Raw genomic sequence first — 13,613 nt, 5'->3', positions numbered from 1 at the left:
ATGAGAAATAGTCGGAATGAAGTAGGGCGGTGGCGGAGATTGCGTCAGAATTCCAACCGCCGCCGCCGTTGGCTGGAAGGGCAATCAAGACGTAATTTACGTATTTATTCACTACGTAAATTAGATGTTTATAAACAGCGGCGAGCTTTATTGTTTGTTCAACATAGTGAATGGATGCATTAAAAAAGTAGTATTTTTGGCCTTATATTCACGCTCACCTACAATCTTTATTGAATATGATTGCTATTTGCATTTAAACTAGCGGTTATTCGAGGATTGACTATTATGCTGCTAATCAAGAACTCCCTTATGCGTTGGATACATTGGCCAATATTATTATCAGTTTGTTTGCATGTTTCTGTTGCCGCCACACTTTTTTGTTCTGTGATACCGGAAAAACAGCCTGACGCTGCACTTATGTCTGTCGCTATGATTCAGTTAGCTGCTGAAGAAACCCCGGTTTCACAACCCGCAGCACCTGAACCCGAGTCAGAGCCAGAGGAGCCTGAACCTGTTCCAGAGCCGGTGATCCCAAAGCCAGAGGTGAAGAAGCTGAAACCTAAACCGGAAGTGAAGAAAAAGGTTGTTAAAAAGCAATCGGAGCCAGTTGAGAAGACAACTGAACCACTGGAAAAGCCATTGGCTAACCGTACTGATAATAATCAGAATAACCTGGCAACTCATACGGTAACTAAATCACAGAATGGGCCAAAAGTATTAAGTAAAGCGTTACCCATTTATCCATCCAGAGCAGCAGCATTGGGGATTGAGGGTAATGTTAGAGTTAAATATGATATTGATGAAGACGGCCGGGTAAAAAATATCGAAGTGATTAGTGCCGATCCGCCTAACGTTTTTGACAGGGAAGTAAAAAAAGCAATGAGAAAATGGCGCTATGAAAAAATACCCGCTGTTGGCTATATCACAACAGTAAAATTCAAAATGACCGGTGTATCCCAATCCTGATTGGCGGGAAAATGCAAATAAAAAAGGAGCATGATCCAGACGCTCCTTTTTTGCATTAATAATTAGGCTTATTCGTCAGTGCTGTTGGTCAATTGGAATTGGGTTTTGCCTTCGGGTAACTGGCGAGGGGTATTATCCTCATTAACAGCAACATAAGTGAATACCGCTTCGGTTGCACGATAGCGTTGACCTACAGGCTCAGATGCGACTTTCTTCACCCAGACTTCGATGTTAATAGTAATCGAACTGTTACCCGTTTTGAGGCAATGCGCATAGCAGCAGACGACATCACCAACAGCGACAGGTTTAAGGAAAGTAATACCATTTACTCTGACAGTGACAACACGGCCTTCCGCAATTTCTTTTGCCAGAATTGCGCCACCAATATCCATTTGTGACATCAGCCATCCGCCAAAAATATCTCCATTGGCGTTGGTATCAGCGGGCATAGCCAGTGTGCGGAGGACTAATTCTCCATTAGGTAATTGTTGTTGTGTCATTGAAAACTTTACTTTATTTGATGAAAAAATAATACCTGCCTACAAACAATAGCAGACAGGTATCCATTTGAATAGGGTTACTTCTGTTCGCGAGGCAGGTAACGATAAATATATACTACACTGAGCACGGTGAAAACCAAGGTTAGGGCAGTCAGACCAAATACTTTAAAGTTAACCCAGACATCTTGTGGTAACCAAAACGCGACATAAATATTGGCTAGCGCACAGGCAATAAAAAACAGCGCCCATGCCATATTGAGTTTATTCCAGACAAAATCCGGTAAAACCAGCTCTTTTCCCAGCATTTTCTGAATAAGTGGTTTTTTCATGAACCATTGGCTGACGAGCAAGGCTAATGCGAATAAGGCATAGATTACGGTGACTTTCCACTTAATAAAGAGATCACTGTGGAAAGCTAAGGTCAGCGTGCCGAAAACTGCAACCATGATAAAAGTGATCAGAGAAGATTTCTCTACTTTCCGGTAGATGAAATAAGTTATCGCTACAGCTAAACCGGTGGCGGCAATCAGTGCCCCGGAAGCATAGAAAATGTCATACATTTTGTATACAACAAAAAATACGACTAAAGGTAGAAAGTCTAAAAGTTGTTTCATATTTGAACCTATTGTAATTCCGGCAGCTGACTCTATCCGATTTTGGTGATTGAATATACTAAGCGGCAACAGTATGGCTTTTTTTATCGATAAATAAAGATTTTTATCGATCTGTTTCGCACAATTTTACCATAAAGAGCGGCGTAATTAACTTCCTGTTGTCAGTAAACATATAACACAGCATTATAGCCAAAACCCGTTGAAAAATAAGAGAGCATAAACCAAATGCAGTGGAAAAAACTACAGCGTTGGATGCCAGGGTTGGACAATTTTGCTCATTATCGCAAAGAGTGGTTTAGTCATGATTTAAGGGCTGGGCTTTCTGTGGCCGCCGTCGCTCTGCCGGTGGCTATTGCTTACGCTGAATTAATGGGAATAAGTGCAATTATCGGTCTCTATGCCTGTATCTTGCCAATGTTCACTTATGCGTTATTTGGCACTTCAAGACAGTTGATTGTCGGGCCGGATGCCGCAACCTGTGCCGTTATTGCGGCGGCAGTTGCGCCCTTGGCTTTTGGTAATGAAGATGTACGTTGGCAGCTTACGATCGTGATGACGTTAATGACAGGGATATGGTGTGTTCTCGCAAGTCATTTTCGATTAGGTGCATTTGCTGATTTTCTTTCAAGGCCGATCCTTAAAGGATTAATGAACGGTGTTGCATTGACAATCATTGTAGATCAGTTGGCTAAAGTCTTTGGCTTTGCTGGCGTACCCGTTGGGTTGATTGAACGGGTGATCGCATTACCCGCCAAACTAATGAGTACACATTTACCAACGTTGGCAATGTCGGTTGCGACAGTGTTGATTTTGCTGACTGTACGTTTCTTGCGCCCAGCCTGGCCGGGGCCTTTGTTGGCAATGGTATTAACGACTTATGTAAGCTGGCAATTTGGGCTTGAAAAACAGGGTATTCAGATTGTTGGCAGTGTCAGCGGCGGGGGATTACCTGTGGTACCAGTGCCTGATTTCCAGCCTGGAATTATGCGTGATCTGGTTATCCCATCCCTGAACCTTGCTGTTATCAGTTTTGTCAGTTTTATGATGACGGCTCGTAGTTTTGCCAGCAAAAACGGTTATCAGATTGATGCGGATTCTGAGCTTAGGGCCTTGGGTATTGCGAACATTGCTTCTGCTTTATCACAAGGGTTTGCTGTCAGTGCTGCCAGCAGCCGAACTGCGGTTAATGATGCTATTGGTGGGAAAACTCAATTGGTTTCTGTGATTGCCGCGGTGGTTATCTTGCTGATTTTGCTGTTCATGACGAGTTTCCTGGCGCATATTCCATTGTCATCTCTTGGTATAGTGTTGATTTATTCGGCATCATCATTGTTGAATTTACGGGGGATCGGGTCACTGCGGAAACGAAATCGTCAGGCATTCACTTTATCACTGTTTACCCTGATTTCAGTGTTGGTGGTTGGTTTGATTAACGGTGTAGGTTTTGCTGTTCTGCTTGGCTTATTACAGTTTTTGCGCATTGTCTTCCGCCCGACAGATCAGCTTTTGGGCGTTAATGAACAAGGGATGATTCATTCCATTAACCAAGGCAATGAGATTAAACCGGTAGACGGTGTGATGATATACCGGTTTAACTCACCATTAACTTATTTCAATGTCAGTTATTTTAAAAAACGGGTGTTGCAGCATGTAGACAGGGCGGAAAAGCGTCCGAGTTGGTTAGTTGTTGATGCGGCTGTGAGTTTTACCTATGACGATGTGAGTGTTTTTGCGGCTATTGATGAACTGATTACTGAATTGAAAGTAAAGGGTGTCACACTGGTGCTCGCTGGCCGACGGACAGAACTTACCCGCTGGATAAAACAAAATAAATTGAGAAGCAGTGATGACGATCTAGTTGTGGTGCCCGATCTCTATTTTGCTGTACGAATGATTCAAAGTAAGCCCGAATGGTACTCTAATTACATCAAAAGATAATAAGAGAAATACGACGGTAATGCTTAGTGTTTTGCTTTATTAAACGGGAAATTAACAATGAATGGAATTTCGTTGTTTTCTATTGGTTACTGATAAATAATACCTCTCCGTAATTATTTTTTTCTATATTTTATACAATATTAGGGATTTTCAATGAAAAGAACACTGGTAGCCTCAGTGGTGGCTGTTGGTTTATCTGTATTCGCATTTGCAGCAAATGCGAGCGGTGAAAGTACAATTTCTGGTGGCTATGCTCAGAGTCATGCAAAGATGGATGGTCAAAAGATTGATGATAATCCAAAGGGCTTCAACCTGAAATATCGCTATGAGCTGGATAATAATTTTGGTGTTATTAGTTCACTCACATATACATATTTAGGTTACGATTATTACCGGGGTGGTAAAAAAGTAGCTGAATCTGATATGGACTATTTTTCCCTGATGGCGGGTCCTACATATCGTTTTAATGAATATGTTAGCGTGTACGGTATGGTTGGTGCTGCACATGGAAAGGTTAAGCTCTCAGATTATGTTGGTTCAATGAGTGGCAGCAAGAGTAAAACATCTGTCAGCTACGGATTGGGATTACAGTTTAACCCTATGCCAAATTGGACTATCGATACATCTTATGAATATTCAAAATTGGATGAGCTTAAGATAGGCACTTGGGTAGTTGGTGTCGGTTACCGCTTCTAAATCGAAATTAGCTAATTTGTACTTAATTTAGCAATCTCTTTTTACAGAAATTCCCTGTTATATATGGCAGGGAATTTTTTTGGATCTTACCTAAATAATAATGACGCGCTCATACACAAGTGTACCCGGATATAAACTGGCTCAGGCTATATTCTCTGTCAGCCCCATAGCTTTTATCGCTATGGGGTTTGTTTGAACAGCTATTTTATATTCATTTTTGTTGTGAAGAGGCAACCAGCATATATAACCTGAACAGATAAATTAGCAGAATAGCTGAGATCAGGTTATTAAACACGCCAAGCATAATTCCCGCCATCTCATTATGAATGAATGTCAGACGATCAATAATAAACACCAGCAAGAGCTTTGCGGTCAGCCATAGCAGAATTGGCGGAACCAGCAGGCGAATATTGGCAAATGCCAGTTTCCAGCTTATTTTCATAGAGGCGAAAATACCGCACCGTTCAGCGGTCATAATCACGGGTGATAAAGCCAGTGCGATAGACAAAATAATACCTGGTACCAGCATCAGCATCAAACCAAGTTGGATCAACAAGGTGCAGATAAGCAGTAGCAGGAACAGTTTTGGTAATTGGCTTGCTGATAAACCAATTGCCTGTAATGAAGAAATACGATTTCCCGCTGAAACTGCCGTGACCAACGTCAATACACCACCAACCAGTAACACATTGCCAATCATACTGGAGAAAATAGTTCCTATTCCCGCTCGCATGATCATTGACTGTTGCTCTGGGGTCATTTGGGACACCATATCCTGAATACCGGTTTTACCCGAAGTTGCAAAAGTGAATTCTGCTTCTGTCAGCAGTTTCATCTGTTCGCTATCAGGGATAAACAGGTGCCCCAAAAGGGTAGTCACCAGAGCCGCCAGAACGGCCAGAGTCAGAGTACTTAACAGTTGATTCTTGAAAAAGTTAAAACTGTCACGGTACAGGGTATTCGCCGTGATTGGCATGAAGACAGCTCCTATCAGGTTAAACAATAATACACAGCGGTTAATTGTACTCTGTTATGGGCAGATGTGGATAGCTGAAAGGAGATTATGCGGATAAATTAGTGATTGACTGTGATTGTTTATGAAAGGGAAAAGTACTTCATATTATATTTTCAATATAAAAATAAACATAAATTTAACCTTGTTAAAACATCATGGAAATATAATTAGATGAAATATTGGAATTAGCATATAAATATAAAAAACATTAAAATAATTAATGATAAATATTGATTTGTGTCAATTTAAAATAATTACAATTTGAAATAATAATGTCGCAAATATACGATTTCTCTTAAATTATTTAAAAGATGTGATCTATATTGGATCATAATTTTAAATATATGGCTATATTTTTATTGACTTTTAAATCACAGGAATGGGATGAATAATGAAAAAACTTTCTGCGTTTGTATTAGCAGCGGCAACTTTAGCACCATCGTTCGCTTTTGCTCATGAAGCGGGTGATTTTCTTTTCCGCACGGGTACTGCAACAGTAAGGCCTAATACCGGCTCTGATAATGTATTAGGGGTAGGTTCTCTGAGTGCGGATAATAATACCCAGATGGGTTTAACCTTCGGTTATATGATTACCGATAATATTGGTATTGAATTACTCGCTGGGACACCTTTCCAGCATCAGGTAAGTTTACCGGGCGCAGGTAATATTGCCAAAATAAAGAGTCTGCCACCGACATTAATGGCGCAATACTATTTTGGCTCTAAAGAAAGTCATTTCCGCCCTTATATTGGTGTTGGTTTGAACTATACCACTTTCTTTAATGAAAAATTCAATGGCAATGATGCGGTTAAAGGTAATAATTTACACAGTCTGGATCTGAAAGATTCCTGGGGTGTGGCCGGTCATGTTGGCTTGGATTATGAGTTAGATCAAAACTGGATGCTAAACGCGTCTGTGTGGTGGGTGAACATTGAAACTGATGTGAAATTCAAAGCAGGCGATCAGAGCCATAAAGTTGATACCCGGCTTGATCCGTGGGTATTTATGTTTGGTGTCGGTTATCACTTCTGATAAGAACTGCGTTTGTTTTATATGAGCTGTTTGATATGAAAAGCATGGGGCAGATTTTGCCCCATTTTTTGTATTAAAGTTGAGTGGCAGATTTCATTATTGATACAAATTCAGTGAGTTTTTTCAGCATTATGTCTGGTTGAGAAAGATTTGCTTCAATAATTTTGATTACGGCGGATCCGGAAATTGCACCAGCAGCACCATTTGCTAACGTTTCTTTTATCTGTGCAGGTTCTGAAATACCAAATCCCTGTAATGGCGGTGCAGCATGATATTCCCGCAACTTATTGATCAAATGATTTAAAGGATGTTCAGCACGTCGTTCTGTGCCGGTAACGCCTGCCCGGGATAATAAATAGGTATATCCCCGGCCGTAAGAGGCGATTTCACGTAATAATTCATCTTCTGCATTCGGCGGGCAAATAAAGATAGGAGCAATACCCTGTTTCATTGCTGCGGTACGGAATGGTCGGGATTCTGATACAGGAACATCTGCAACTAATACAGAATCGACATCTGCATCTTTGCAGCGGCGATAAAACTCGTCTATGCCATTATGAAAAATCAGGTTGGCATACATCAATAGACCCATGGGTATATCCGGATATTTTGTCCGAATTTTTGCCAATAATTCAAAACAAAGAGTGGGGGTAACATTTGAGGAGAAAGCACGCAGATTGGCATTCTGAATTGTCGGGCCGTCAGCCAGCGGATCAGAAAAAGGAATCCCTAACTCAAGGGCATCTGCACCACCTGCAATCAGTGCGTCAATAATTTCCAACGATAATTCCGGGTTTGGATCGCCCAGTGTGACAAAGGGGATAAAAGCACCTTGTTTACGGTTTTCCAATTGTTTAAATAGTTGCTCGTAACGTTCCATCAAATTTCCCCCCTAGATGTTAAAATATCATGGACAGTAAATATGTCTTTATCACCGCGACCGGATAGATTGACGATCAGTAATTGCTCTTTATCCGGCGCTTGCTGGATCATTTTTAAAGCATATGCCAGTGCATGAGAGGATTCGAGCGCCGGAATAATGCCTTCCTCACGGGAAAGCATTTTGAACGCCGCTAATGCTTCATCATCTGTGATGGAAAAATAATCAGCCCGGCCGATACTGTTCAGATAGGCATGTTGAGGACCAACAGAAGGGAAATCCAGGCCGGCTGAAATAGAATAAGATTCTTCAATCTGGCCTTCATCTGTCTGCATCATGGGAGATTTCATGCCAAAATAGATACCTAATTCGCCATGTTTCAACGGGGCACCATGTTTGCCTGTTTCGATACCGTGTCCTGCAGGTTCAATACCAATCAGGCGTACTGATGTTTCAGGAATAAACTCGGCAAACATGCCAATGGCATTGGAACCCCCGCCAACGCAGGCTAGCACAGCATCAGGCAGACGTCCTTCTTTTGCCAGAATCTGGGCTTTGGCTTCTTCACCAATCATACGCTGGAATTCCCGAACCATGGTTGGATAGGGATGTGGGCCGGCGGCGGTACCTAACAGATAGTGAGCCTTATCATAGCTGCCAGACCAGTCGCGCAGGGCTTCATTGCAAGCATCTTTTAGGGTTGCAGAGCCGCTGTGGACCGGAATAACTTCGGCTCCCATCAGACGCATACGGAAGACATTAGGGGATTGGCGTTCCACATCTTTAGCACCCATATAAATGCGGCATTTCATATTTAAAAGTGCGCAGGTGAGGGCTGTTGCTACACCATGCTGGCCGGCACCGGTTTCTGCAATAATTTCAGTTTTGCCCATTCGTTTCGCCAGTAATGCCTGACCAAGTACCTGATTGGTTTTATGAGCGCCGCCGTGTAATAGATCTTCTCGTTTCAGATAAAGGCGGGTTTTAGTACCTTTAGTCAAATTACGACATAAAGTTAATGCCGTTGGTCTGCCTGCATAGTTTTTCAGCAAATCTTGAAATTCTTGCTGGAATTCAGCATCTTGTTGAGCATCAATAAATGCTGTTTCTAATTGTTCAAGGGCTGGAATAAGGATCTGTGGCACAAATTGTCCACCGAAATCACCAAAATAAGGGTTAAGTTTACTCATTATTCTGTTTGTCCATTAATCAAAGGATCGTTATTTATTGGTAGCTACGTAGACGCTGAAACACTTTACTTAATTTATGGCTGCTTTTGATACCCGGTGCGCTTTCAACACCAGAGTTAAAATCAAGCCCGCAACAGCCATATTTTGCTGCCTGTTGGCAATTTTCTTCATTTAATCCACCTGCCAACATCACATTGTCGAGTGATTGTTTTTCAAGTAATTGCCAGTCGAAACTTTTGCCGGTTCCACCTTTGCCGTTATCAAGCAGATACCGATCAATATTTCTGGTTTTAGCGTGAAATGAATCTTTCGACATATCAATTGCTTTCCAAATTTGGCAGTTTTCAGGCAATAATTTCCGTAGTTCTTCAATATAAATGTCGCCTTCTGCGCCATGTAATTGCACCGCAGCAAGAGACAGAGTGCGGGCGATATGATTGATGAATGCAGAGGATTGATTTTGAAATACGCCGACATATTTGAGAGCCGCCGCATTGATGATTTGTTGAGCCTGTTCGATATTAATTCTACGCAGCGAATGCTCAACAAATATCAAACCACCATAAACAGCCCCTGCTTGTAATGCTACTTTGGCATCTTGTGGGCGGGTTAATCCACAGACTTTATTTTCCCCCAAAATCAGTTGACGTAATGCCAGATCCAGATTGGATTGCGACATCAAAGCGCTGCCAATCAGAAAGCCATTAGCATACTGGCTGAGTTCACGAATTTGTTGATGCTGGTGGATGCCTGATTCGCTGATAACAATCGTTCCTTCCGGTAACTGTGGCGCAAGTTGTCTGGTACGGTTTAAATCTATAGAAAGATCTCTTAGATCACGGTTATTAATACCAATAATTTTGGCTTTCAGTGTGACAGCCCTGATCCGTTCTTCTTCTGAACTTATTTCAGTCAGTACTCCCATATTCAAACTGTGCGCGAGTTCAGACAGCATAATATATTGCTGATCATCAAGGACGGAAAGCATCAGTAATATCGCATCTGCCTGATAATAACGAGCAAGATAAATCTGATAAGGATCGATAATAAAATCTTTGCACAATACTGGCTGATGAACGGCATCACTCACCAGACGGAGAAAGTCATAGCTACCCTGAAAATATTTTTCATCTGTTAATACTGAAATTGCGGCAGCGTAGGGCTGATAAGTTTTTGCTATCAGAGTTGGATCAAAATCCTGACGAATGAGTCCTTTTGAAGGGGATGCCTTTTTACACTCCAGAATAAAAATAGTCTGTTCACTGTTCAGCGCCTGATAGAAACTACGCTGGCTGGGAACAATGGAATCAATAAAGCTTTCCAGCGGTTGCTGTTGCTTGCGCTTAATCAGATATTCGGCTTTGTCATTAACAATTTTTTGTAAAACGGTAGTTTGCATCGTTAACTCCTTGCGGCGAGTGCGGTGACTCGTTTATAAGCTTGACCACTGTGAATGGTTTCAAGAGCTTGTTGAGTGTTATGACGTAAATTTTCCTGTCCATGAATTTTCATCAGCAGGGCAACATTAGCGGCAACGGCATCAGCATGGGCTTTCTTACCTCGACCTTGTAACAATAAGCTGAGTATTTCACGGTTTTCCTCCGGTGCCCCCCCTTTTAATGCCGATATTGGATGGCTTTGTAAACCAAAATCTTCAGCATTTAATTGATAATGGGAGATTTCTCCATTATTAAGTTCTGCCACGATGGTTGGTGCATGTAGGGCGACTTCATCCATTCCACCACTGTGAACAACTGCTGCCCGTTGATAGCCCAGGACTTGCAAGGTACGGGCAATGGGTTCAACCAGCTCGGGGCTGTAAACGCCAATTAATGCCAATGGCGGGCGGGCCGGGTTAACCAGAGGACCGAGTACATTGAACAGCGTCCGGGTTTTCAGTTGCTGACGTACAGGTATTGCATGGCGGAACCCAATATGATACTGCGGCGCAAACAGAAAACAGATGCCGATTTCATCCAGGGCGTTGCGGGCACATTCTGCACTGACATCAAGCGTTATACCAAATGCCGCCAGCAAATCAGATGAACCTGAACGGCTGGAAACACTGCGGTTACCATGTTTGGCAACTTTAATATTACAAGCTGCTGCGACAAATGCACTGGCGGTTGAAATATTAATACTGTTGGTGCCATCTCCCCCTGTTCCGACAATATCGCAGAAAGTGTAATTCGGCCTCGGAAATGGCAGGGCATTTGCCAGCAACGCCTGTGCGGCACCGGCGATCTCCTGTGGCTGCTCACCGCGCAATTTCATACTGATAAGGACCGCAGCGAGTTGCGGCTCACTTAATTCTCCTTGAATTATGGCGGAGAACAGTTGTTGGCTTTCTTGTTGTGTCAGTATCTGCGCACTGAACAATTTGTCGAAAATAGATTGCATTTTCATCCCTCCTTTTTAATTCAGTGCCCATGCCAGAGTTTGTTCAAGTAATCTGGTGCCATGTGTTGTGAGAATGGATTCTGGATGGAACTGGAACCCGCAAACCTTGTGTTTGTCGTGGCGAACCGCCATAACGGTGTCGCCGCAACGGGCTGAAATCGTCAATTCAGATGGAATTCTGTGACCCGCCAGAGAGTGATAACGGGCAACGGGCAAAGGATTATCCAGATCAGCGAACATAGCCTGATTATCATGTTCTGCCAGAGAGGCTTTGCCGTGCAGGATTTGATCAGCGGCAGAAATCTCTCCACCATAGGCTTCAATAATTGCCTGATGCCCAAGGCAGATGCCGATCACCGGAATTTTGCCGATTATTTTTTCAAGTAATTCAGGCATACAACCCGCGTCAGAGGGTTTACCCGGCCCCGGTGAAAGCATCAGTAACGGAGAAGGCAGCGCCCTGAATTGCTGCATAATGATGTCAGTTGCAACAGTATTGCGATAAATAACCACCTGATGACCCTTATTGCGTAATTGATCGACGAGGTTATAGGTAAATGAATCCACGTTATCGAGCAGGAGAATATTTGCCATCAGAAAATCTCCTCTGCCTGATGTGCTTCAGCGATTGCACGAATGACGGCTCTTGCTTTGTTGCAGGTCTCTTCAGCTTCTGCCAAAGGTACAGAATCCAGTACTACGCCAGCGCCAGCCTGAATTGTCGCTATGCCATCTTCCACGTAAGCCGAGCGGATAACGATACAATTATCCATATCACCATTGCCGGTGAAATAACCAACAGCGCCACCGTAGCTGCCACGCCGTTCATTTTCATAATGGGCGATAAGTTGCATTGCCCGTACTTTCGGTGCTCCAGTAAGGGTTCCCATATTCATACAAGCTTGATAAGCATGGAAAATATCCAAGTCATGGCGTAATGTCCCGACCACGCGGGAAACCAGATGCATGACAAAAGAGTAACGATCAACTTTTGTCAGATCAGCGACATAGCGGCTGCCGGGTTCACAAATACGGGCCAAATCATTACGGGCTAAATCAACCAGCATCAAGTGTTCAGCTAATTCTTTGTGATCTGTACGCATCTCCAGCTCAGTTCGGCTGTCCAAATCTGCATCCAACTCTCCGGCAGCATTGCGCCCACGGGGACGTGTGCCGGCGATAGGGTAAATCTCAATTTGACGATTAGATGCATCATATTTGAGTGCGCTTTCAGGGGAGGCACCGAACAGACAGAAGTCTTTATCTTGCATGAAGAACATATAAGGGCTTGGATTGTGGTCTTTAAGTTTTTGATAAGCTTTAAGCGGTGCCGGGCATGGCAGAGAGAAGCGCCGTGATGGCACTACCTGAAAAATATCGCCCTGGCGGATGTATTGTTGCAATTGTGTCACTATTCCTGCATATGTTTTGTCATCTTGATTGCATGAAACTTTCATTGTCGGCAGAGAGATTTGTTGCACCGGTTCAGTGGGTTCTGTGATGAGCTCCGCTAATGTTTGCAATCGTTGTTTAAGACGTTGCTCTTCTTTCGGAGAATCACTGAAAAGAGTGACTTGCAGGCGTGCGTTTTTATTTTGGTGGTCGATCACCATTAAGGTTTCTGCCAAATAAAAACAGAAATCAGGACAACGTTGAACGGTTTTTACTGTGGGTAACGGCTCAAACCCGGCGACCAGATCGTAGGAGAAAAGGCCGCCAACGAATATTGCTTCTGCATTGTTTTGCGATGGTAATTCGTATGGTGATGACTCTTCTGCCAGAGAAAGAAGGGCGCGTAGTGCATCAAATACAGATATGGCTTTCAGGCGACTGTCTTCATCTATCATATTGTGATTGATTGGCGGAAAGATCAATTGAAGAGAATCGTGTGCCATTTCAGATTGGACATTGCTGGGAAGTTTTTTGATCAAAACCGGCAATAAATTTCGGCCATTTTCTGACAAAGCCTCAAAAGTGACCTGATTGCCGTTCGCGCAGATACGTAAAGCACTATCAATGATCAGCAGACTTTTCAGGCTTCTTTTACTGTTAATTTCCGCAGATTCCAGCAACAACGTTGCTGATTGCCCACGGCAAAGGTGGTTGAACAGTCGTGCCGGATCGGGCTGATAAGTTGTTTCCTGCTCAATGACTGTGAGTTTTGGTTGTTTATCCGTCATTTTTTCGTCCTGATTGTGAGTTATGCATATAAAAAAACCCGCCGTTCTGGCGGGTTTTGGTAATTTGGCACTGTTAATTTATGTGCGTGACCATACCGCCCTTTATGGGAAGTTGTGCCACCAACGGATAGACATCATAAATACAGTCATTTTCAGTGCCCCTTTTGCATTAAATATATAGATAGTATACGGGATAATATG

The 13,613-nt window shown here is 42.9% G+C and carries 14 protein-coding genes and 1 other annotated feature; of the genes, 5 read left to right on the top strand and 9 right to left on the bottom strand.

What is annotated here, in order from left to right; all coding sequences use genetic code 11:
- Positions 1-183, top strand: coding sequence for a YciY family protein (locus ACGF7G_RS06500; protein WP_387464294.1), 183 nt, complete (start codon positions 1-3; stop codon positions 181-183).
- Positions 184-285: 102 nt separating this feature from the next.
- Complete coding sequence (tonB, locus tag ACGF7G_RS06495; protein WP_387464292.1) at positions 286-966, top strand: TonB system transport protein TonB; 681 nt, start codon at positions 286-288, stop codon at positions 964-966.
- A 68-nt stretch (positions 967-1,034) separates the two neighbouring features.
- Here tonB and yciA read toward each other — a convergent pair whose 3' ends face one another.
- Together yciA and ACGF7G_RS06485 are read right to left on the bottom strand one after the other, a co-directional pair.
- Positions 1,035-1,466, bottom strand: a complete 432-nt coding sequence (yciA, locus tag ACGF7G_RS06490; RefSeq protein ID WP_132351449.1) for an acyl-CoA thioester hydrolase YciA — start codon at positions 1,464-1,466, stop codon at positions 1,035-1,037.
- A gap of 77 nt (positions 1,467-1,543) precedes the next feature.
- Positions 1,544-2,080 (bottom strand): septation protein A, encoded by a 537-nt coding sequence (locus tag ACGF7G_RS06485; RefSeq protein ID WP_132351447.1) that lies wholly within the window; start codon positions 2,078-2,080, stop codon positions 1,544-1,546.
- Between the two features lie 225 nt (positions 2,081-2,305).
- On the opposite strand from ACGF7G_RS06485, the gene ACGF7G_RS06480 reads away from it, so the two are divergent.
- Together ACGF7G_RS06480 and ACGF7G_RS06475 are read left to right on the top strand one after the other, a co-directional pair.
- On the top strand, positions 2,306-4,018 hold the full coding sequence (locus ACGF7G_RS06480; RefSeq protein WP_387464289.1) for a SulP family inorganic anion transporter: 1,713 nt from the start codon (positions 2,306-2,308) through the stop codon (positions 4,016-4,018).
- A gap of 153 nt (positions 4,019-4,171) precedes the next feature.
- Complete coding sequence (locus ACGF7G_RS06475) at positions 4,172-4,714, top strand: Ail/Lom family outer membrane beta-barrel protein (protein WP_387464287.1); 543 nt, start codon at positions 4,172-4,174, stop codon at positions 4,712-4,714.
- 211 nt (positions 4,715-4,925) lie between these two features.
- Here ACGF7G_RS06475 and ACGF7G_RS06470 read toward each other — a convergent pair whose 3' ends face one another.
- Positions 4,926-5,690, bottom strand: a complete 765-nt coding sequence (locus tag ACGF7G_RS06470; RefSeq protein ID WP_133812944.1) for a YciC family protein — start codon at positions 5,688-5,690, stop codon at positions 4,926-4,928.
- A 430-nt stretch (positions 5,691-6,120) separates the two neighbouring features.
- On the opposite strand from ACGF7G_RS06470, the gene ompW reads away from it, so the two are divergent.
- The gene (gene ompW, locus ACGF7G_RS06465) at positions 6,121-6,762 is read left to right on the top strand and encodes an outer membrane protein OmpW (RefSeq protein WP_133812945.1); all 642 of its coding nucleotides are present in this window, start codon (positions 6,121-6,123) and stop codon (positions 6,760-6,762) included.
- 73 nt (positions 6,763-6,835) lie between these two features.
- On the opposite strand, the gene trpA is transcribed toward ompW, so the two are convergent.
- From trpA to ACGF7G_RS06435, 6 genes are read right to left on the bottom strand one after another with little or no spacing between them, the layout of a single operon-like run.
- Complete coding sequence (trpA, locus tag ACGF7G_RS06460; RefSeq protein ID WP_387464284.1) at positions 6,836-7,642, bottom strand: tryptophan synthase subunit alpha; 807 nt, start codon at positions 7,640-7,642, stop codon at positions 6,836-6,838.
- Positions 7,642-8,832, bottom strand: a complete 1,191-nt coding sequence (gene trpB / locus ACGF7G_RS06455) for a tryptophan synthase subunit beta (protein ID WP_133812947.1) — start codon at positions 8,830-8,832, stop codon at positions 7,642-7,644. The genes trpA and trpB overlap by 1 nt, the downstream gene beginning before the upstream one ends.
- Positions 8,833-8,866: 34 nt before the next feature.
- A complete protein-coding gene (gene trpCF, locus ACGF7G_RS06450) occupies positions 8,867-10,231 on the bottom strand; it encodes a bifunctional indole-3-glycerol-phosphate synthase TrpC/phosphoribosylanthranilate isomerase TrpF (protein WP_387464282.1) in 1,365 nt (454 codons plus the stop codon).
- A 2-nt stretch (positions 10,232-10,233) separates the two neighbouring features.
- A complete protein-coding gene (gene trpD, locus ACGF7G_RS06445) occupies positions 10,234-11,232 on the bottom strand; it encodes an anthranilate phosphoribosyltransferase (protein WP_387464280.1) in 999 nt (332 codons plus the stop codon).
- Between the two features lie 15 nt (positions 11,233-11,247).
- Complete coding sequence (locus ACGF7G_RS06440; RefSeq protein WP_387464278.1) at positions 11,248-11,826, bottom strand: gamma-glutamyl-gamma-aminobutyrate hydrolase family protein; 579 nt, start codon at positions 11,824-11,826, stop codon at positions 11,248-11,250.
- A complete protein-coding gene (locus ACGF7G_RS06435; RefSeq protein ID WP_387464277.1) occupies positions 11,826-13,412 on the bottom strand; it encodes an anthranilate synthase component 1 in 1,587 nt (528 codons plus the stop codon). The genes ACGF7G_RS06440 and ACGF7G_RS06435 overlap by 1 nt, the downstream gene beginning before the upstream one ends.
- Positions 13,413-13,440: 28 nt before the next feature.
- Positions 13,441-13,541, bottom strand: a sequence feature (Trp leader region).
- Between the last annotated feature and the right edge of the window lie 72 nt (positions 13,542-13,613).

This window comes from Photorhabdus sp. RM323S (assembly GCF_042879375.1).
In the GTDB taxonomy this organism is placed as follows: Bacteria; Pseudomonadota; Gammaproteobacteria; order Enterobacterales; family Enterobacteriaceae; genus Photorhabdus; species Photorhabdus tasmaniensis.
This window is presented reverse-complemented; position numbering and strand designations above follow the sequence as displayed.

Coding starts and splice junctions, on each gene's coding strand:
- ompW (WP_133812945.1), top strand. CDS start 6,121: ATGAAAAAACTTTCTGCGTTTGTATTAGCAGCGGCAACTTTAGCACCA.
- ACGF7G_RS06485 (WP_132351447.1), bottom strand. CDS start 2,080: ATGAAACAACTTTTAGACTTTCTACCTTTAGTCGTATTTTTTGTTGTA.
- trpD (WP_387464280.1), bottom strand. CDS start 11,232: ATGCAATCTATTTTCGACAAATTGTTCAGTGCGCAGATACTGACACAA.
- trpCF (WP_387464282.1), bottom strand. CDS start 10,231: ATGCAAACTACCGTTTTACAAAAAATTGTTAATGACAAAGCCGAATAT.
- ACGF7G_RS06440 (WP_387464278.1), bottom strand. CDS start 11,826: ATGGCAAATATTCTCCTGCTCGATAACGTGGATTCATTTACCTATAAC.
- trpB (WP_133812947.1), bottom strand. CDS start 8,832: ATGAGTAAACTTAACCCTTATTTTGGTGATTTCGGTGGACAATTTGTG.
- trpA (WP_387464284.1), bottom strand. CDS start 7,642: ATGGAACGTTACGAGCAACTATTTAAACAATTGGAAAACCGTAAACAA.
- ACGF7G_RS06475 (WP_387464287.1), top strand. CDS start 4,172: ATGAAAAGAACACTGGTAGCCTCAGTGGTGGCTGTTGGTTTATCTGTA.
- ACGF7G_RS06470 (WP_133812944.1), bottom strand. CDS start 5,690: ATGCCAATCACGGCGAATACCCTGTACCGTGACAGTTTTAACTTTTTC.
- yciA (WP_132351449.1), bottom strand. CDS start 1,466: ATGACACAACAACAATTACCTAATGGAGAATTAGTCCTCCGCACACTG.
- ACGF7G_RS06500 (WP_387464294.1), top strand. CDS start 1: ATGAGAAATAGTCGGAATGAAGTAGGGCGGTGGCGGAGATTGCGTCAG.
- ACGF7G_RS06435 (WP_387464277.1), bottom strand. CDS start 13,412: ATGACGGATAAACAACCAAAACTCACAGTCATTGAGCAGGAAACAACT.
- tonB (WP_387464292.1), top strand. CDS start 286: ATGCTGCTAATCAAGAACTCCCTTATGCGTTGGATACATTGGCCAATA.
- ACGF7G_RS06480 (WP_387464289.1), top strand. CDS start 2,306: ATGCAGTGGAAAAAACTACAGCGTTGGATGCCAGGGTTGGACAATTTT.